General features: G+C 69.0%; 30 protein-coding genes. All 30 read right to left on the bottom strand.

The window, feature by feature from the left end; genetic code table 11:
* Nucleotides 1–37 precede the first annotated feature (37 nt).
* Nucleotides 38–1,057: a DNA-directed RNA polymerase subunit alpha gene (locus GJV82_RS04325; RefSeq protein ID WP_024840327.1), complete on the bottom strand. Its 1,020-nt coding sequence runs from the start codon at nt 1,055–1,057 to the stop codon at nt 38–40.
* A 213-nt stretch (nt 1,058–1,270) separates the two neighbouring features.
* Nucleotides 1,271–1,675, bottom strand: coding sequence for a 30S ribosomal protein S11 (gene rpsK, locus GJV82_RS04320; protein WP_021479759.1), 405 nt, complete (start codon nt 1,673–1,675; stop codon nt 1,271–1,273).
* 113 nt (nt 1,676–1,788) lie between these two features.
* Nucleotides 1,789–2,163, bottom strand: a complete 375-nt coding sequence (gene rpsM, locus GJV82_RS04315) for a 30S ribosomal protein S13 (RefSeq protein WP_021479758.1) — start codon at nt 2,161–2,163, stop codon at nt 1,789–1,791.
* 239 nt (nt 2,164–2,402) lie between these two features.
* Entirely contained in the window at nt 2,403–2,516 is a 114-nt protein-coding gene (rpmJ, locus tag GJV82_RS04310) for a 50S ribosomal protein L36 (RefSeq protein WP_003956441.1), read from the bottom strand.
* A gap of 95 nt (nt 2,517–2,611) precedes the next feature.
* A complete protein-coding gene (gene infA / locus GJV82_RS04305) occupies nt 2,612–2,833 on the bottom strand; it encodes a translation initiation factor IF-1 (protein ID WP_012867920.1) in 222 nt (73 codons plus the stop codon).
* A gap of 272 nt (nt 2,834–3,105) precedes the next feature.
* Nucleotides 3,106–3,942 carry a type I methionyl aminopeptidase gene (gene map, locus GJV82_RS04300; protein WP_024840326.1) on the bottom strand — a complete coding sequence of 279 codons (837 nt, stop codon included), beginning with the start codon at nt 3,940–3,942 and terminating at the stop codon, nt 3,106–3,108.
* A gap of 43 nt (nt 3,943–3,985) precedes the next feature.
* The gene (locus GJV82_RS04295) at nt 3,986–4,597 is read right to left on the bottom strand and encodes an adenylate kinase (RefSeq protein WP_263971382.1); all 612 of its coding nucleotides are present in this window, start codon (nt 4,595–4,597) and stop codon (nt 3,986–3,988) included.
* Nucleotides 4,594–5,892: a preprotein translocase subunit SecY gene (gene secY, locus GJV82_RS04290; RefSeq protein WP_024840324.1), complete on the bottom strand. Its 1,299-nt coding sequence runs from the start codon at nt 5,890–5,892 to the stop codon at nt 4,594–4,596. Before secY ends, GJV82_RS04295 begins: the two co-directional genes overlap by 4 nt.
* Before the next feature lie 307 nt (nt 5,893–6,199).
* Nucleotides 6,200–6,742, bottom strand: coding sequence for a 50S ribosomal protein L15 (rplO, locus tag GJV82_RS04285; protein ID WP_081772291.1), 543 nt, complete (start codon nt 6,740–6,742; stop codon nt 6,200–6,202).
* 2 nt (nt 6,743–6,744) lie between these two features.
* Nucleotides 6,745–6,927, bottom strand: coding sequence for a 50S ribosomal protein L30 (rpmD, locus tag GJV82_RS04280; protein ID WP_021480439.1), 183 nt, complete (start codon nt 6,925–6,927; stop codon nt 6,745–6,747).
* Nucleotides 6,927–7,583, bottom strand: a complete 657-nt coding sequence (gene rpsE / locus GJV82_RS04275; RefSeq protein ID WP_024840322.1) for a 30S ribosomal protein S5 — start codon at nt 7,581–7,583, stop codon at nt 6,927–6,929. The genes rpmD and rpsE overlap by 1 nt, the downstream gene beginning before the upstream one ends.
* A 40-nt stretch (nt 7,584–7,623) precedes the next feature.
* A complete protein-coding gene (rplR, locus tag GJV82_RS04270; protein WP_024840321.1) occupies nt 7,624–7,995 on the bottom strand; it encodes a 50S ribosomal protein L18 in 372 nt (123 codons plus the stop codon).
* A 2-nt stretch (nt 7,996–7,997) separates the two neighbouring features.
* Nucleotides 7,998–8,534: a 50S ribosomal protein L6 gene (rplF, locus tag GJV82_RS04265; protein WP_024840320.1), complete on the bottom strand. Its 537-nt coding sequence runs from the start codon at nt 8,532–8,534 to the stop codon at nt 7,998–8,000.
* A gap of 19 nt (nt 8,535–8,553) precedes the next feature.
* Nucleotides 8,554–8,952: a 30S ribosomal protein S8 gene (rpsH, locus tag GJV82_RS04260; protein ID WP_024840319.1), complete on the bottom strand. Its 399-nt coding sequence runs from the start codon at nt 8,950–8,952 to the stop codon at nt 8,554–8,556.
* Between the two features lie 82 nt (nt 8,953–9,034).
* Nucleotides 9,035–9,220: a type Z 30S ribosomal protein S14 gene (locus GJV82_RS04255; RefSeq protein ID WP_021480434.1), complete on the bottom strand. Its 186-nt coding sequence runs from the start codon at nt 9,218–9,220 to the stop codon at nt 9,035–9,037.
* 1 nt (nt 9,221) lies between these two features.
* Nucleotides 9,222–9,791: a 50S ribosomal protein L5 gene (rplE, locus tag GJV82_RS04250; protein WP_024840318.1), complete on the bottom strand. Its 570-nt coding sequence runs from the start codon at nt 9,789–9,791 to the stop codon at nt 9,222–9,224.
* Nucleotides 9,791–10,132 carry a 50S ribosomal protein L24 gene (gene rplX, locus GJV82_RS04245; RefSeq protein ID WP_024840317.1) on the bottom strand — a complete coding sequence of 114 codons (342 nt, stop codon included), beginning with the start codon at nt 10,130–10,132 and terminating at the stop codon, nt 9,791–9,793. Before rplX ends, rplE begins: the two co-directional genes overlap by 1 nt.
* 2 nt (nt 10,133–10,134) lie before the next feature.
* Nucleotides 10,135–10,503 (bottom strand): 50S ribosomal protein L14, encoded by a 369-nt coding sequence (gene rplN, locus GJV82_RS04240; RefSeq protein WP_021480431.1) that lies wholly within the window; start codon nt 10,501–10,503, stop codon nt 10,135–10,137.
* Nucleotides 10,504–10,711: 208 nt separating this feature from the next.
* Complete coding sequence (gene rpsQ / locus GJV82_RS04235; RefSeq protein WP_024840316.1) at nt 10,712–11,011, bottom strand: 30S ribosomal protein S17; 300 nt, start codon at nt 11,009–11,011, stop codon at nt 10,712–10,714.
* Nucleotides 11,012–11,022: 11 nt separating this feature from the next.
* Nucleotides 11,023–11,259 (bottom strand): 50S ribosomal protein L29, encoded by a 237-nt coding sequence (gene rpmC, locus GJV82_RS04230; protein ID WP_024840315.1) that lies wholly within the window; start codon nt 11,257–11,259, stop codon nt 11,023–11,025.
* Nucleotides 11,259–11,678, bottom strand: coding sequence for a 50S ribosomal protein L16 (rplP, locus tag GJV82_RS04225; RefSeq protein ID WP_024840314.1), 420 nt, complete (start codon nt 11,676–11,678; stop codon nt 11,259–11,261). The genes rpmC and rplP overlap by 1 nt, the downstream gene beginning before the upstream one ends.
* A 3-nt stretch (nt 11,679–11,681) precedes the next feature.
* Entirely contained in the window at nt 11,682–12,524 is an 843-nt protein-coding gene (rpsC, locus tag GJV82_RS04220) for a 30S ribosomal protein S3 (protein WP_024840313.1), read from the bottom strand.
* Nucleotides 12,524–12,895 carry a 50S ribosomal protein L22 gene (rplV, locus tag GJV82_RS04215; RefSeq protein WP_021479879.1) on the bottom strand — a complete coding sequence of 124 codons (372 nt, stop codon included), beginning with the start codon at nt 12,893–12,895 and terminating at the stop codon, nt 12,524–12,526. Before rplV ends, rpsC begins: the two co-directional genes overlap by 1 nt.
* A 58-nt stretch (nt 12,896–12,953) precedes the next feature.
* Nucleotides 12,954–13,235, bottom strand: a complete 282-nt coding sequence (gene rpsS, locus GJV82_RS04210; protein WP_021479878.1) for a 30S ribosomal protein S19 — start codon at nt 13,233–13,235, stop codon at nt 12,954–12,956.
* Between the two features lie 15 nt (nt 13,236–13,250).
* Complete coding sequence (gene rplB / locus GJV82_RS04205; RefSeq protein WP_024840312.1) at nt 13,251–14,087, bottom strand: 50S ribosomal protein L2; 837 nt, start codon at nt 14,085–14,087, stop codon at nt 13,251–13,253.
* 31 nt (nt 14,088–14,118) lie between these two features.
* A complete protein-coding gene (gene rplW / locus GJV82_RS04200) occupies nt 14,119–14,409 on the bottom strand; it encodes a 50S ribosomal protein L23 (RefSeq protein ID WP_034604100.1) in 291 nt (96 codons plus the stop codon).
* Nucleotides 14,406–15,110: a 50S ribosomal protein L4 gene (gene rplD, locus GJV82_RS04195; RefSeq protein WP_024840311.1), complete on the bottom strand. Its 705-nt coding sequence runs from the start codon at nt 15,108–15,110 to the stop codon at nt 14,406–14,408. The genes rplW and rplD overlap by 4 nt, the downstream gene beginning before the upstream one ends.
* Before the next feature lie 5 nt (nt 15,111–15,115).
* A complete protein-coding gene (rplC, locus tag GJV82_RS04190; protein WP_024840310.1) occupies nt 15,116–15,778 on the bottom strand; it encodes a 50S ribosomal protein L3 in 663 nt (220 codons plus the stop codon).
* A 14-nt stretch (nt 15,779–15,792) separates the two neighbouring features.
* Complete coding sequence (gene rpsJ, locus GJV82_RS04185; RefSeq protein WP_012867945.1) at nt 15,793–16,101, bottom strand: 30S ribosomal protein S10; 309 nt, start codon at nt 16,099–16,101, stop codon at nt 15,793–15,795.
* Nucleotides 16,102–16,578: 477 nt separating this feature from the next.
* Complete coding sequence (tuf, locus tag GJV82_RS04180) at nt 16,579–17,775, bottom strand: elongation factor Tu (protein WP_024840309.1); 1,197 nt, start codon at nt 17,773–17,775, stop codon at nt 16,579–16,581.
* Nucleotides 17,776–17,799 lie beyond the last annotated feature (24 nt).

The raw sequence follows: 17,799 nt of genomic DNA, 5'->3' as shown, positions 1-17,799 counted from the left end.
CGGACCCGGACGCGCTGAGGTGTCTAGAGCCGCAGGCTCAGTACTGCTGCTCGGTGTCCGAGAACGTCGCCTCGTCGTCGTCGCCCTCGTAGTACGCGGCGGCCGACGGGTCGAAGTCGAGCGGCGAGTCCTTGAGGGACAGGCCGAGCTCGGCGAGCTTCTCCTTCACCTCGTTGATGGACTTCGCACCGAAGTTGCGGATGTCCAGCAGGTCCGCCTCGCTGCGTGCGACGAGCTCGCCCACCTGGTGGATGCCCTCGCGCTTGAGGCAGTTGTACGAGCGGATCGTGAGGTTGAGCTCCTCGATCGGCAGCGCCAGGTCCGCGGCGAGAGCCGCGTCCGTCGGCGACGGGCCGATCTCGATGCCCTCCGCCTCGACGTTGAGCTCACGGGCCAGCCCGAAGAGCTCGACGAGCGTCTTGCCGGCCGACGCGAGCGCGTCGCGCGGCGAGATCGCCGGCTTCGTCTCGACGTCCACGACCAGCTTGTCGAAGTCCGTCCGCTGCTCGACACGCGTCGCCTCGACCTTGTAGGTCACCTTGAGGACGGGCGAGTAGATCGAGTCGACCGGGATCCGGCCGATCTCGGCGTCGAACGACTTGTTCTGCGACGCCGAGACGTACCCACGGCCGCGCTCGACGGTCAGCTCGATCTCGAGCTTGCCCTTGTCGTTGAGCGTGGCGATGTGGAGGTCGGGGTTGTGGACCTCGACACCCGCGGGCGGCACGATGTCCGCCGCGGTGACCGCACCAGCACCCTGCTTGCGCAGGTACATCACGACGGGCTCGTCGTTCTCCGAGGAGACGACGAGGTTCTTGATGTTGAGGATGATCTCGGTGACGTCCTCCTTCACACCCGGCACGGTGGTGAACTCGTGGAGCACACCGTCGATGCGGATGGAGGTGACCGCCGCGCCCGGGATGGACGACAGCAGCGTGCGACGCAGCGAGTTGCCGAGCGTGTAACCGAAGCCCGGCTCCAGCGGCTCGATGGAGAAGCGCGAACGGTTCTCCGAGATGACCTCTTCGGTCAAGGTGGGGCGCTGTGCGATCAGCACTGGTGGTTTCCTTTCGGTGAGCGTCCGCCATATGACGCTGCACGGTTCAAGGCGAGGTGCGCGCCTGCGGCACGCGGCCCCGGTCGGGACTCTGTCCACCCGACCGGGAGGGGCGTCGGCCCCGTCAGGAGGCGGTCACCCCGTGACGGGCGCCGTCGACGGGCTCGGCCGGTCACGACCGGGCGGCCCGTCGACGGCACGCCGACGAAGGGGTCAGACGCGACGACGCTTGGGCGGGCGGCACCCGTTGTGCGCCTGCGGCGTGACGTCCTGGATCGAGCCGACCTCGAGGCCGGCCGACTGCAGCGAGCGGATCGCGGTCTCGCGACCCGAGCCCGGGCCCTTCACGAAGACGTCGACCTTCTTCATGCCGTGCTCCTGCGCCTTGCGCGCAGCGGCCTCGGCCGCGAGGCCGGCGGCGAAGGGGGTCGACTTGCGCGAGCCCTTGAAGCCGACGTCGCCGCCGGAGGCCCACGCGATCACGGCGCCCGACGGGTCCGTGATCGACACGATCGTGTTGTTGAACGTGCTCTTGATGTGCGCCTGGCCGGCGGGGACGTTCTTCTTGTCCTTGCGGCGAGGCTTGCGCCCAGCGGCGGCGCGAGTCTTGGGAGGCATGTCCTTCTTCTCTCCTGGTCTGAGGTGGTCTGACCGCGGGGATCTCCACCCGGCACGACGCGGACCGTGAGGTCCGGGTCAGCGCGCGAGCAGGGCCCGCCCTGCGGACTGGCTCAGCGGGCCTTCTTCTTGCCGGCCACGGTGCGCTTCGGTCCCTTGCGCGTACGCGCGTTGGTCTTCGTGCGCTGGCCGCGCACGGGCAGGCCGCGGCGGTGACGCAGGCCCTGGTAGGTGCCGATCTCGACCTTGCGGCGGATGTCGGCGGCCACCTCACGACGGAGGTCACCCTCGAGCTTGTAGTTGCCCTCGAGGTAGTCGCGCAGCGCGACGAGCTCGGCGTCGCCGAGGTCCTTCACGCGCGCGTCCGGGCTGATGCCGGTCGCGGCCAGCGTCTGCTGGGCGCGGGTACGGCCGACGCCGTAGATGTAGGTGAGCGCGACCTCGAGCCGCTTGTCGCGGGGGAGGTCGACGCCGATGAGACGTGCCATGTGCCTTTCGGCTCCTCGTTCTTCGTCGGAGGTCTGTCGCACCGCCCTCCCACGGGGAGCTCCGCGGGCCCCGGCCTCCGAGCCGGGGGTTCCCCTGCCTGTGGCGTTCTCCGCCCGGACTCGCGTCCGGGGTGCCGAGCAGGTTCGTGGTGGTGCGCTGGTGGCCGGCCGTCGTGGTGACGGGCGGCCCGGTGATCACGGCCCCGAAGGACCCTCACCCGTGGCGCAGGCGCGCGGGCTCAGCCCTGGCGCTGCTTGTGCCGCAGGTTGTCGCAGATCACCATGACGCGACCGTGCCGGCGGATCACCTTGCACTTGTCGCAGATCTTCTTGACGCTGGGCTTGACCTTCATCTTCGTTCCCTCAGTGGTGCCCCGCTCCGGGCGCGACCGACGTGCGGCCCCGGTGACCGGGTGGCGAGGCGGGTGAGTGGGTGGACGCGTGGCGACTACTTGTAGCGGTAGACGATCCGGCCGCGGGACAGGTCGTACGGGCTCAGCTCGACCACGACCCGGTCCTCGGGGAGGATCCGGATGTAGTGCTGGCGCATCTTGCCCGAGATGTGCGCGAGAACCTTGTGACCGTTGGCCAGCTCCACGCGGAACATCGCGTTCGGCAGGGCCTCGACCACGCTGCCCTCGATCTCGATGACACCGTCCTTCTTTGCCATGTCCTCCGCTAACTCTCGTCTGAACTGCTAGGACTCCCGCGCGCGCCCGACCCGCGGGTCGTCCGATCGTGGGAGGTGCGTGGAGCCGCGTGCGGCGGTCGGTCGCCCGGGTCCCGAGGGACGGGGGCCGGTCGAACGACGTGCACGGACTACACCCGACGGACTATCCTACGGCATCAGGCAAGGGACGCGAAACCTCGGGGCTCGGCAGGCGGGGTGCGACGCGTCACTCCCCCGGGCCGGACGCCGAGGCCGGCGCCCGGTCGCTCGCGTCAGGACGAGAGGGCCGCGACCCGGACGCCGCGCTCGGCGAGCTCCGCCGCGCCGCCGTCCGCGGCGGTCAGCACCCAGATGCCGTCCTCGAGGATCGCGACGCTGTGCTCCCAGTGCGCGGCGCGCGCGCCGTCGTCCGTCACGACCGTCCAGTCGTCCTCGCACACCTCGGTGAACCGGTCCCCCAGCGTCACCATCGGCTCGATCGCGAGGCACATGCCCGGCTTCAGCCGCGGGCCCTTCTCGCGCGTGCGGTAGTTCGGGACGTCCGGCGGCTGGTGCATCGCGGACCCGATCCCGTGGCCCACGTAGTCCTCGACGATCCCGTACGTCACGCCGTCGGACTCGCCCGACGCACGGACGGACTCCTCGATCGCGATCCCGACCTCGCACAGGCGCTCGCTCGTCGCGAGCGCGGCGATGCCCGCCCACATCGCGCGGCGCGTGGCCTCGACGAGGGCCTCGTCGCGCGGGTCGCCGTCGCCGAGCACGAACGACACGGCGGAGTCCCCGTGCCAGCCGTCGACGATCGCGCCGCAGTCCACGGAGACGACGTCGCCCGGGCGCAGCTCGCGGGGGCCCGGGATGCCGTGCACGACCTCGTCGTTCACGGACACGCACAGCGACGCCGGGTAGCCCTCGTAACCGAGGAACGAGGGCGTCGCCCCCGCGTCAGCGATGACCGCCGCGGCCAGCGCGTCCAGGTCGGCCGTCGTCATGCCCGGCCGCACCGCGTCCCGGACGGTCTCGAGCGCGCGCGCGACGACGAGGCCGGCGCTGCGCATCGACCGGACCTGGTCGTGCGTCTTGTACTCGATGCGCTCGCGACCGAACATCGTGCTGCTCCCCGGAGGACCGTGCGGGACGACCGTCGCCGGCTCAGCCGACGAGAGCGGTCAGCGCCGAGACGATGCGCCCGGTGACCTCGTCGATGTCGCCGATGCCGTCGACGCGGACCAGCAGCCCGCGCTCGTCGTAGGCGGACGTGAGCGGCGCCGTCTGCTCGGCGTAGATGTCGAGACGGCGCGCGATCGCCTCCTCGGTGTCGTCCTCGCGGCCCTCGATCTCGGCACGCTTCGCGAGGCGCGCGAGGAGCTCGTCACGGTCCGCGGTGAGCTCGACGACGCCGTCCAGCGCGACGCCGAGGTCGGCGAGGATCGCGTCGAGCTCGACGACCTGGGCCGCGTTGCGCGGGTAGCCGTCGAGGATGAACCCCTGCGCGGCGTCGTCCTGCGCGAGGCGGTCGCGCACCATCGCGTTGGTCACCGAGTCCGGGACGAGCTCGCCCTTCGCGGTGTACTCCTGCGCGAGCCGACCGAGCTCCGTGCCGCCCTTGATGTTCGCCCGGAAGATGTCGCCGGTCGAGATCGCGGGGATGGACAGCTGCTCGGCGAGCCGGGCGGCCTGCGTGCCCTTGCCCGCGCCCTGGGGGCCCATGATGACGAGACGGGCGGGGCGCGACGCGGACTGGCCGTCGGTGGCGTTGCTCAACGGAGGAACCCTTCGTAGTGGCGCTGCTGCAGCTGGGAGTTGATCTGCTTGACCGTCTCCAGGCCGACGCCGACGACGATGATGATCGAGGAGCCACCGAACGGGATGTTGGTGCTCACGCCGAGCCCGATGAGGACCAGCGTCGGCAGCAGTGCGACGAGCGCGAGGTAGATGGAGCCCGCGGACGTGATGCGGGTGATGACGTAGTCGAGGTACTCGGCCGTGGGGCGACCGGCGCGGATGCCCGGGATGAACCCGCCGTACTTCTTCATGTTGTCCGCGACCTCGTCCGGGTTGAACGTGATCGACGTGTAGAAGAAGCAGAAGAACAGGATCATCAGCACGTAGAGCACGATGTGCAGCGGCGCTGCCGGGTCGGCGAGGTTGGTGCTGATCCAGATGACCCAGTCGGCGCTCTGGTCGCCGAACTGCGCGATGAGGCCCGGGACCGCGAGCAGCGAGGCCGCGAAGATCACCGGGATGACGCCGGCCATGTTGATCTTGATCGGGATGTACGTGCTCGAGCCGCCGTACATGCGGCGCCCCACCATGCGCTTGGCGTACTGGACCGGCACGCGGCGCTGCGACTGCTCCACGAACACGACCAGGCCGATGACGACCACGATGACCGCGATCATGATGATGAAGTTCGTCGCGCCGTTCGCGCCACCGGCGATCGACCACAGGGCGGTCGGGAAGCTCGCGGCGATCGACGTGAAGATGAGCAGCGACATGCCGTTGCCGACGCCGCGCTCCGTGATGAGCTCGCCGAGCCACATGATGAGGCCCGTGCCCGCGGTCATGGTGATGACCATGAGCGCCATCGTCAGGAAGCTGCCGTCGGGGATGACGTCGACCGAGCAGCCCTGGAAGAGCAGGCCGTTGCGCGCCGTCGTGATGACGGTCGTCGACTGGAGGATGGCGAGCGCGATCGTCAGGTAGCGCGTGTACTGCGTCAGCTTCGCCTGGCCCGACTGGCCCTCCTTGTGGAGCGCCTCGAAGCGAGGGATCACGACGCGCAGCAGCTGGACGATGATGCTCGCGGTGATGTACGGCATGATGCCGAGCGCGAAGATCGACAGCTGGAGCAGAGCCCCGCCGCTGAACAGGTTGACGAGGCCGAGCAGGTCGTTGCCGTCGGCGGTCTCCGCGATGCACTGCTGCACGTTGGGGTAGTCCACGCCCGGCGTGGGGATGAACGACCCCACCCGGAAGATCGCCATGATCGCGATCGTGAACAGCAGCTTGCGCCGCAGGTCGGGCGTCCGGAAAGCCCGGGCGAATGCGCTGAGCACCTATCCTCCTGGCCCGCCGAGGCGGGATGTCGTGTCGCCGGGAGGCCCGGCGAGGTGTGACGCACGGCACGGGCGCCAAGAGGCACCCTAGCCGTAGCGTCGCGTCGAACGGCAAGTCGGTCCCGACGACCGGACGGACCGACCGTGGACCTGGAGTGACGGCGGTCACCCCGCGGCGCGGAGAGACAACCGTCGGAGAGTCTAACCGTGGTGCGCTGCCGAACGGACCACGGGTCGTGCGGGCGGACGTCCGCAGACGCGGACAGGGCCGACGGCGCGTGCGCGCCACCGGCCCTGTCCGGAGCTGTCAGTCCTCGGAGACCGAGCCGCCGGCCGCGAGGATCTTCTCGCGCGCCGAGCCCGAGAGGGCGTCGACCGCGACCTCGAGCTTGACGGTGATCTCGCCCGTGCCGAGCACCTTGACGAGCTGGCCCTTGCGGACCGCGCCCTTCGCGACGAGGTCCTCGACGGTGACCTGGCCACCCTCGGGGTACAGCGCCGCGAGCTTGTCCAGGTTCACGACCTGGTACTCGGTGCGGAACGGGTTCTTGAACCCGCGCAGCTTCGGGAGGCGCATGTGCAGAGGCATCTGCCCGCCCTCGAAGCGCTCGGGGACCTGGTAACGAGCCTTCGTACCCTTGGTACCGCGGCCCGCCGTCTTACCCTTCGACGCCTCACCACGACCCACGCGGGTCTTGGCCTTCTTGGCGCCGGGAGCCGGACGCAGGTGGTGGACCTTGAGCGTGCCGCCGGCACCCTCGGTCTGCGCGGTCTCCGCCTTCGCGGGGGCCTTCGCAGCGGCCTTCTTCTTCGGAGCCTCAGCGGTCTCCTTGGTGGCCTTCTCAGCCATGGTCACTCGACCTCCTCAACGGTGACGAGGTGCGCCACCGTCGCGACCATGCCGCGGATCTCCGGGCGGTCCTCCTTCACGGCGGTGTCGCCGATCCGCTTGAGGCCCAGAGTGCGCAGCGTGTCGCGCTGGTTCTGCTTGCCGCCGATGGCGGACTTCGTCTGGGTCACCTTGAGCCTGGCCATCAGGCGTTCACCCCCGCAGCACGGGCACGCAGGAGCGCGGCCGGGGCCACGTCCTCGAGCGGGAGACCACGGCGCGCGGCGACAGCCTCGGGCTGCTCCAGGTTGCGCAGGGCCTCGACGGTCGCGTGCACGATGTTGATCGCGTTGGACGAGCCGAGCGACTTGCTCAGCACGTCGTGGATGCCCGCGCACTCCAGCACGGCGCGCACCGGACCACCGGCGATCACACCGGTACCGGGAGCGGCCGGACGGAGGAACACGACGCCGGCGGCGGCCTCACCCTGGATGGGGTGCGGGATGGTGCCCTGGATGCGCGGGACCTTGAAGAAGTTCTTCTTGGCCTCCTCGACACCCTTGGCGATCGCCGCGGGCACCTCCTTCGCCTTGCCGTAGCCGACGCCGACGGTGCCGTCGCCGTCGCCCACCACGACGAGCGCGGTGAAGCTGAAGCGGCGGCCGCCCTTGACGACCTTGGCGACGCGGTTGATGGTGACGACGCGCTCGACGAAGGCGTTCTTCTCGGCTGCGTCGCCACGGCGACCGTCGCGACGGTCACCGCGACGGTCGTCGCGGCGCCCCCCGCGCGCGTTCTGGTCGCTCGACTCGTTGGCGGCACCCGTGGGGGCGCCGGTGTTGCTGCGCTGCCCTGCAGCCATCAGAGAATCCTTTGCTTCCGTGTGGGGATGGTCGTCGTCGTCACAGGGACAGACCGCCCTCGCGGGCGCCGTCGGCGACCGCAGCGACCCGACCGTGGTACTTGTTGCCGCCACGGTCGAACACGACCGCGTCGACGCCCTTGGCCTTCGCACGCTCGGCGACGAGCTCGCCGACCTTGCGGGCCTTGGCGCTCTTGTCGCCGTCGAGCGCACGCAGGTCCGCCTCGAGCGACGAGGCCGACGCGAGCGTCTGGCCGATCGTGTCGTCCACGACCTGGGCCGTGATGTGGCGCGAGGAGCGCGTCACCACGAGGCGCGGACGAGCGGCGGTCCCCTTGATCTTCTTGCGCAGGCGCAGGTGGCGGCGCTGACGCGCGACGGCCTTGCCCTTGCCGAGAACCTTCAGAGCCATCGTTACTTACCAGCCTTTCCGACCTTGCGGCGGACGACCTCGCCGGCGTAACGCACACCCTTGCCCTTGTACGGCTCGGGCTTGCGAATCTTGCGGATGTTCGCTGCGACCTCGCCGACCTGCTGCTTGTCGATGCCGGAGACCGAGAACTTCGTCGGGCTCTCGACCGCGAACGTGATGCCCGCGGGCGGCGTCACGACGACCGGGTGGCTGAAGCCGAGGGCGAACTCGAGGTCCGAGCCCTTGGCGGTCACGCGGTAACCGGTGCCGACGATCTCGAGCTTCTTCTCGTAGCCCTGCGTCACGCCCTGGACGATGTTCGCCAGCAGGGTGCGCGTGAGGCCGTGCAGCGCGCGGGACTCGCGCTCGTCGTTCGGGCGCGTCACCACGAGGGTGCCGTCCTCCTGAGCGACCTGGATGGGGGCGGGCACGTGGTGCTCGAGCGAGCCCTTGGGGCCCTTCACGGTCACGAGCGCACCGCTGATGGTGACGTCCACTCCGGCGGGCACCGGAACGGGGATCTTGCCGATTCGAGACATGGCGTATCTCCTTTCCGGATTACCAGACGTAGGCGAGGACTTCGCCGCCCACGCCCTTCGTGGCGGCCTGCTTGTCGGTGAGCAGACCGGAGGACGTGGACAGGATCGCCACGCCCAGGCCGCCGAGAACCTTCGGCAGCTCGGTGGACTTGACGTACTTGCGCAGGCCGGGCTTCGACACGCGGCGCACGCCGGAGAGGCTGCGCTCGCGGTTCGGGCCGAACTTCAGCTGGATGGTGAGGTTCTTGCCCACCTTCGCGTCCTCGACGCTCCAGCCGGAGATGTAGCCCTCGGCCTGGAGGATCTCGGCAATGTGCGACTTCAGCTTCGAGTACGGCATGGTCACCGTCTCGTGGTAAGCCGAGTTCGCGTTCCGCAGACGCGTGAGCATGTCTGCGATCGGGTCGGTCATCGTCATCGGGCTCTAGCCCTTCCTCGACGTGGTATCCGGGCGGAGGCGCGTCGTGCGACGCGCTCCGCCAGGACCTACGACGTAGTTGTTACCAGCTGCTCTTGGTGACGCCCGGAAGCTCACCACGGTGGGCCATCTCGCGCACGCAGATGCGGCACAGGCCGAACTTGCGGTACACCGAGTGCGGGCGACCGCACTTCTGGCACCGGGTGTAGGCGCGGACCGCGAACTTCGGCTTGGCGGCCGCCTTGTTGATCAGGGCCTTCTTCGCCATGTCAGTTCTCCTTGAAGGGGAAGCCGAGACGGCGCAGCAGGGAGCGGCCCTCGTCATCGGTCGTCGCCGTGGTCACGATCGTGATGTCCATACCGCGGACACGGTCGATCTTGTCCTGGTCGATCTCGTGGAACATCGACTGCTCCGTGAGGCCGAACGTGTAGTTGCCGTGCCCGTCGAACTGCTTGGGCGACAGGCCGCGGAAGTCGCGGATGCGCGGCAGGGCGATCGACAGCAGGCGGTCCAGGAACTCCCACATGCGGTCGCCGCGCAGCGTGACGTGCGCGCCGATCGGCATGCCCTCGCGCAGCTTGAACTGCGCGATGGACTTGCGGGCCTTGGTCACCTGCGGCTTCTGGCCGGTGATCGCGGACAGGTCGCGGATGGCGCCCTCGATGAGCTTCGAGTCCTTCGCGGCGTCACCGACACCCATGTTCACGACGATCTTCGTGACGCGGGCGACCTGGTTGACGTTGTCGTGCCCGAACTCCTCGCGCAGACCGGCGACGATCTCGTCGCGGTAGCGCTGCTTCAGGCGGGGCACCTCAGGGGCAACGATCTCGGTGCTCATCAGATGTCCTTCCCGGAGCGCTTGGCGACGCGCACGCGAACGGTGCGCTTGCGGCCGTCACGCTCGACCTCTTCGGTGCGGTACCCGACGCGGGTGCCCTTCTTGGTCTCCGGGTCGACGACCATCACGTTGCTGATGTGGATCGGGGCCTCGACGGTCTCGATCCCACCGGTCCGCGAGCCGCGCTGCGACTGGCCGACCTTGGTGTGCTTGGTGACGCGCTGGACGCCCTCGACGATGACGCGGTCACGGTCGGTGAGCACCTCGAGGACGCGGCCCTGCTTGCCCTTGTCCTTGCCGGCGATGACGACGACGAGGTCGCCCTTCTTGATCTTGGCCATGGTCAGAGCACCTCCGGAGCCAGCGAGATGATCTTCATGAACCGCTTGTCGCGCAGCTCGCGCCCGACCGGGCCGAAGATGCGCGTACCGCGCGGCTCGCCGTCGTTCTTGAGGATGACGGCGGCGTTCTCGTCGAACTTGATGTAGGAACCGTCCGGACGACGGCGCTCCTTGGCGGTGCGGACGACGACGGCCTTGACCACGTCACCCTTCTTCACGTTGCCGCCCGGGATCGCGTCCTTGACGGTTGCGACGATGACGTCGCCGATTCCGGCGTAGCGACGGCCCGAGCCACCGAGAACACGGATGCAGAGGATCTCCTTGGCACCCGTGTTGTCGGCGACACGAAGTCGCGACTCCTGCTGGATCATGTAATGAACTCCTGTCGTCGAGCCGGTTCTCGCGGGACGCGAGCCTTGCCGAACGGATAGCTGTCAGTGCCGGGTCCCTCGCGGGTGAACCGGCCAGGACCGGGCGGCGGTCCCGCCCGACCTGTCCTCACTGGTTGCCGCACCGCGGTGCGGCACGAGAGCGGTCGTGACGGGCGAGCGGGGAAGCCCGCCCGTCACGACCGGTGGATCACTTGGCCTTCTCGAGGATCTCCACCAGGCGCCACCGCTTGGTCGCGGACAGCGGGCGGGTCTCCATGATGAGCACGAGGTCGCCCACGCCGGCAGAGTTCTGCTCGTCGTGCGCCTTGACCTTGCTCGTGCGGCGGATGACCTTGCCGTAGAGCGGGTGCTTGACCCGGTCCTCGACCTCGACCACCACGGTCTTGTCCATCTTGTCGCTCACGACGTAGCCGCGGCGCGTCTTGCGGTACGCGCGCTGCTCGGTCGCCTCGGCGACCTCGGGCGCGTTCGTTGCGTTCTCGCTCATTCCAGCCTCACTCACTCGGCGCTCGGCGCGGTACGGATGCCGAGCTCGCGCTCACGCAGGATCGTGTAGATCCGCGCGATGTCGCGGCGGACGGCCTTGAGGCGCCCGTGGCTCTCCAGCTGGCCGGTGGCCGACTGGAAACGGAGGTTGAAGAGCTCCTCCTTGGCCTTCTTGAGCTCGGCGACGAGCGACTCGTCGTCCTTGGCGTCGAGGTCGACGGGGGCGAGCCCCTTCGTTCCGATTGCCATCAGTTGCCACCACCCTCGCGCACCACGAAACGGCACTTCATCGGGAGCTTGTGGATCGCGCGACGCATGGCTTCGCGCGCCAGGGGCTCCGGGACACCAGCCAGCTCGAAGACGATGCGGCCGGGCTTGACATTGGCGACCCACCACTCGGGCGAGCCCTTACCGGAACCCATGCGGGTCTCGGCGGGCTTCTTGGTCAGCGGGCGGTCCGGGTAGATGTTGATCCAGACCTTTCCGCCACGCTTGATGTGACGGGTCATCGCGATACGAGCAGCCTCGATCTGGCGGTTCGTCACGTACGCCGGCTCGAGAGCCTGGATGCCGTACTCGCCGAACGCGATCTGCGTGCCACCCTTCGCCGCGCCGGAGCGCGACGGGTGGTGCTGCTTGCGGTGCTTGAGCCTGCGCGGGATCAGCATGACTCAGGCCTCCGTTCCGGTCTCAGGGGCCTTCGCCTCCGCGGCGGGAGCAGCCTGCTCGGGCGCCGCCGGCGACTCGGACGCGGGGGTCCGCTCGGCCGAACGCTCGGGACGACGGCCACCGCGACGGTCGCCGCCACGCTCACCGCGCGGGCCGCCACGGCCCTGGCGCGGAGCGGCCGTGGCCTGCTGCGCGGCGAACTCCTTCTCGGTGACGTCGCCCTTGTAGATCCACACCTTCACGCCGATGCGGCCGAAGGTCGTGCGGGCCTCGAAGAAGCCGTAGTCGATGTACGCGCGCAGCGTGTGCAGCGGCACACGACCCTCGCGGTAGAACTCCGACCGGCTCATCTCCGCGCCGCCGAGGCGGCCGGAGACCTGCACGCGGATGCCCTTGGCACCGGCGCGCTGCGCGGACTGGATGCCCTTGCGCATGGCGCGACGGAACGAGACGCGGCTCGCGAGCTGCTCGGCGATGCCCTGCGCGACGAGCTGCGCGTCCGTCTCGGCGTTCTTCACCTCGAGGATGTTGAGCTGCACCTGCTTGCCCGTGAGCTTCTCGAGCTCGCCGCGGATGCGGTCGGCCTCGGCGCCACGGCGGCCGATGACGATGCCCGGGCGCGCCGTGTGGATGTCCACGCGGACGCGGTCGCGGGTGCGCTCGATCTCGACCTTGGAGATGCCCGCGCGCTCGAGACCGGTGCTCATGAGCTTGCGGATCTGGACGTCCTCACGGACGTAGTCGCGGTACCGCTGGCCGGGCTTGGTGCTGTCGGCGAACCAGCGCGACCGGTGGTCGGTGGTGATGCCGAGGCGGTACCCGTGCGGGTGAACCTTCTGTCCCACTATCGGGCACTTCCCTTCGTGTTCTCACGCGGAGCGACGACCACGGTGATGTGGCTGGTGCGCTTGAGGATGCGGTTCGCACGGCCCTGGGCGCGCGGGCGGAAACGCTTGAGGGTCGGACCCTCGTCGACGAACGCCTCACGCACGACGAGCTCCTGCTCCTCGAACGCCTCGCTCGCGCGGTCTGCCTTCACCCGGGCGTTGGCGATGGCGCTCTCCACGACCTTGCGGACGGGCTCGCTCGCCGCCTGCGGTGCGAACTTCAGCACCGCGACGGCCTCGGAGGCCTGCTTGCCACGGATGAGGTCCACGACGCGCCGGGCCTTCTGGGGCGTGACACGGACGAACCGCGCCTGCGCCTTGGCTTCCATTGCTGTCCTGCCTTCTTGTCTCTTGACCGTCCAGGTCGTCACCAGACTGACCCGGGGGTCAGCGGCGACGACCCTTCTTGTCGTCCTTCACGTGGCCGCGGAAGGTCCGCGTGGGAGCGAACTCGCCGAGCTTGTGGCCGACCATCGACTCGGTGACGAACACCGGCGTGTGCTTGCGACCGTCGTGCACGGCGAACGTGTGACCGAGGAAGTCGGGCGTGATGACCGACCGACGGGACCAGGTCTTGATGACGTTCTTGGTCCCCTTCTCGTTCTGAGCGTCCACCTTCTTCTGCAGGTGGTCGTCGACGAAGGGGCCCTTCTTCAGGCTACGAGGCATGTCTCCAGGCTCCTATCAGCGCTTCTTGCCGGTACGGCGACGACGCACGATCAGCTTGTCGCTCGGCTTGTTCGGACGGCGGGTACGACCCTCCGGCTGGCCCCAGGGGCTCACCGGGTGGCGACCACCGGAGGTCTTGCCCTCACCACCACCGTGCGGGTGGTCGATCGGGTTCATGGCGACACCGCGGACGGTCGGGCGCTTGCCCTTCCAGCGCATGCGGCCGGCCTTGCCCCAGTTGATGTTCGACTGCTCGGCGTTGCCGACCTCGCCGACCGTGGCGCGGCAGCGCAGGTCGACGTTGCGGATCTCGCCGGAGGGCATGCGCAGCTGCGCGTACGGGCCGTCCTTGGCGACGAGCTGCACCGACGCACCGGCCGAGCGGGCGATCTTCGCGCCGCCACCGGGCTTGAGCTCGATGGCGTGGATGACCGTACCGGTCGGGATGTTGCGCAGCGGCAGGTTGTTGCCGGGCTTGATGTCCGCGCCCGCACCGTTCTCGACGACGTCGCCCTGCTTGAGCTTCGCCGGCGCGACGATGTAGCGCTTCTCGCCGTCCGCGTAGTGCAGGAGCGCGATGCGCGCCGTGCGGTTCGGGTCGTACTCGATGTGCGCGACCTTGGCGGGCACGCCGTCCTTGTCGTGGCGACGGAAGTCGATCACGCGGTACGCACGCTTGTGGCCACCACCCTTGTGACGGGTGGTGATCCGGCCGGAGCTGTTGCGGCCGCCGCTCTTGGAGAGCGGGCGGACCAGAGACTTCTCCGGCTGCGAGCGCGTGATCTCGGCGAAGTCGGCGACGCTCGAGCCGCGGCGGCCGGGCGTCGTCGGCTTGTACTTACGGATTCCCATGGGGATCTGTCCTCAATCTGCTCTCGTCGGCTCAGCCGAAGATGTCGATCGTGCCCTCGCGGAGGGTGACGATCGCACGCTTGGTGTCCTTGCGCTTGCCCAGGCCGAAACGCGTGCGACGCGTCTTGCCCTTGCGGTTGATCGTGTTCACCGAGGCGACCTTGACCGAGAAGATCTGCTCGACGGCGATCTTGATCTCGGTCTTGTTGGCCTGCGGGTCGACGACGAACGTGTACTTGCCCTCGTCGAGCAGGCCGTAGCTCTTCTCGGAGACGACCGGCGCGAGGATCACGTCACGGGGGTCCTTGGTCACGGTGGTCACTTCGCGGCCTCCTCGGCAGCAGTCTCGTCCGCCTCGGTCGAGGTGGCGACGGCCTTCGCGGAGCGACCCGTGGCCGGGCCCGCCAGGAACGCGTCGAGCGCGCCCTGCGTGAAGACGACGTCGTCGGAGACGAGCACGTCGTAGGTGTTGAGCTGGTCGGCCACCAGGAGGTGGACCTGCTCGACGTTCCGCAGCGACTTGATCGTCAGCTCGTCACCACGCTCGGTGACGACGAGGACGTGCTTGCGCTCGGAGAGCTTGGCGAGCGTCGCGAGGGCGGTCTTGGTCGACGGCAGGCCGTCGACGCCGAAGCCGGTCACGACGTGGACGCGGCCGTTGCGGGCGCGGTCCGAGAGGGCACCGCGGAGCGCGGCGGCCTTCATCTTCTTGGGCGTCCGCTGGTCGTACGAGCGCGGCGTCGGGCCGTGGACGGTGCCACCGCCGGCGAACTGCGGCGCACGGGTCGAACCCTGGCGGGCGCGGCCGGTGCCCTTCTGCTTGTACGGCTTGCGACCACCACCGCGGACCTCGCCGCGGGTCTTGGTGTCGTGGGTGCCCTGGCGCGCGGCAGCACGCTGGGCGACGACGACCTGGTGGATCAGCGGGACGTTGAGCTCGACGTCGAACACCTCGGCGGGGAGCTCGGCGGTGCCGGCCTTCTTGCCCTTGGGGTCCAGCACGTCAACGGTCAGAGCGGTCATGGTGCTCACGCTCCCTTCGCGGCGCTGCGCACGAGGACGACGCCGCCCTTGGGGCCGGGAACCGCGCCCTTGACGAGCAGCAGACCCTTCTCGGCGTCGACCGCGTGGACGGTCAGGTTCTGGGTGGTCTGGCGGGCGTTGCCCATGCGACCGGCCATGCGCAGGCCCTTGAACACGCGCGACGGGGTCGAGGCCCCACCGATCGAGCCCGGCTTGCGGTGGTTGCGGTGCGCACCGTGCGAGGCGCCGACGCCGGAGAAGCCGTGACGCTTCATGACACCGGCGGTGCCCTTGCCCTTGGTCGTGCCCACGACGTCGACCACGGCGCCGGCCTCGAAGGCCTCCGCGGTGATCTCCTGGCCGAGCGCGTACTCGGCGGCGTCGGAGGTGCGGACCTCGGCGACGTGGCGGCGCGGCGTGACGCCGGCCTTCTCGAAGTGGCCCTTCAGCGGCTTGGTGACCTTGCGCGGGTCGATCTGGCCGTAGGCGAGCTGCACGGCCGCGTACCCGTCGGCGTCCGCCGTGCGCACCTGCGTCACGACGTTCGTGCCGACGGCGACGACCGTCACGGGCACGAGGCGACCGGCCTCGTCCCAGAGCTGCGTCATCCCGAGCTTCGTGCCGAGCACCGCGGTGACCGGACGCGCGTTCTGCTGGGGGGTAGTCATGATGTCCTCCAGCCTCAGAGCTTGATCTCGATGTTCACGTCGGCAGGCAGGTCGAGACGCATGAGCGAGTCGACGGCCTTCGGCGTGGGATCGATGATGTCGATCAGCCGCTTGTGCGTGCGCATCTCGAAGTGCTCGCGGCTGTCCTTGTACTTGTGAGGCGACCGGATGACGCAGAAGACGTTCTTCTCCGTCGGCAGCGGCACCGGACCCACGACCGTTGCACCAGCGCGCGTCACCGTGTCGACGATCTTGCGCGCCGAGCTGTCGATGACCTCGTGGTCGTAGGACTTGAGCCGGATGCGGATCTTCTGTCCCGCCATGGCGTCGTCTGACTCTCTCTCTCGAACCGCTAGCTGTCCGACCCCCGCGCTCGGGCGTGTCGCGTAGTCGCGACGCACCTGGGCGCACACGCCGTGAGGCGCAGGGCCGTTGGATATGTGATCCTCCGCCCGCCCCGTGCTGACGCACGGGCCGGCGACCGGACCACAACGTTTGTGCGAGCCTGTCGGAACTGTGTGTTCCGCGGGGTACTCGATCCATGACGACAGAGAGCTCAACCCGCAGACCCGGGAGCGGATCCCGGGGTCCTGGTCCTCGCGGAGGAGGACCGGTTCAACACACTGTTCGACACGTGAAAGAGCGCACCCGTAACAGGCAACCTGAACAGTCTGCCACACGAACCCCGCCCCGTCCAAGTCGAGACCGGGACGGGCGGCTGTGACGGTGACCGCAGGCCGAAGGCCCGGCCCCGCGGACGGGACCGGGCCTTCGACGAGTGCTGCGAGAGCAGCGTCAGATCACTTGAGGATCTTGGTGACGCGGCCCGAGCCCACGGTGCGGCCACCCTCACGGATGGCGAAGCCGAGGCCCTCCTCCATGGCGATCGGCTGGATGAGCTCGACCGTCATCTCGGTGTTGTCGCCGGGCATGACCATCTCGGTGCCCTCGGGCAGCGTGATGACGCCGGTGACGTCCGTCGTGCGGAAGTAGAACTGCGGACGGTAGTTCGAGTAGAACGGGTTGTGACGGCCGCCCTCGTCCTTGCCCAGGATGTAGACCTGCGCCTCGAACTGCGTGTGCGGGGTGATCGAACCCGGCTTCACGACGACCTGGCCGCGCTCGACGTCCTCACGCTTGATGCCGCGCAGGAGCAGACCGGTGTTGTCGCCGGCCTGAGCCTGGTCCATCTGCTTGTGGAACGTCTCGATGCCCGTGACCGTGGTCTTCTGGGGCGCGCGGATGCCGACGATCTCGACGTCCGAGTTGAGGTCGAGCGTGCCACGCTCCACCTTGCCGGTGACGACGGTGCCACGACCGGTGATCGTGAAGACGTCCTCGACAGGCATGAGGAACGGCTTGTCCAGCTCGCGGACGGGCTCCGGGACGTTCTCGTCCACGGCCTCCATGAGCTCGATGATCTTCGCGGTCCACTCGGGGTCGCCCTCGAGCGCCTTGAGACCCGACACGCGCACGACCGGCGCGTTGTCGCCGTCGAACTCCTGCGAGGAGAGGAGCTCGCGCACCTCCATCTCGACGAGCTCGAGGATCTCCTCGTCGTCGACCATGTCGGACTTGTTCAGCGCGACGAGCAGGTACGGCACGCCGACCTGGCGGGCGAGCAGGACGTGCTCACGCGTCTGGGCCATCGGACCGTCGGTCGCGGCGACCACCAGGATCGCGCCGTCCATCTGGGCGGCACCGGTGATCATGTTCTTGATGTAGTCGGCGTGACCCGGGGCGTCGACGTGCGCGTAGTGGCGCTTCGGCGTCTCGTACTCGATGTGCGCGATGTTGATCGTGATACCGCGCTGCTTCTCCTCGGGAGCCGCGTCGATCTCGTCGAAGTTGCGCTGGACGTTCGCCGGCAGGTCCGGGTACGTGTCCGCGAGCGTCTTCGAGATCGCCGCCGTCAGCGTCGTCTTACCGTGGTCGACGTGACCGATGGTGCCGATGTTGACGTGCGGCTTGGTCCGCTCGAACTTGGCCTTAGCCACTGGGGTCCTCCTGGGACTTGGGTA

Source organism: Cellulosimicrobium composti (assembly GCF_009711085.1).
GTDB classification, from domain to species: domain Bacteria; phylum Actinomycetota; class Actinomycetes; order Actinomycetales; family Cellulomonadaceae; genus Cellulosimicrobium; species Cellulosimicrobium composti.
This window is presented reverse-complemented; position numbering and strand designations above follow the sequence as displayed.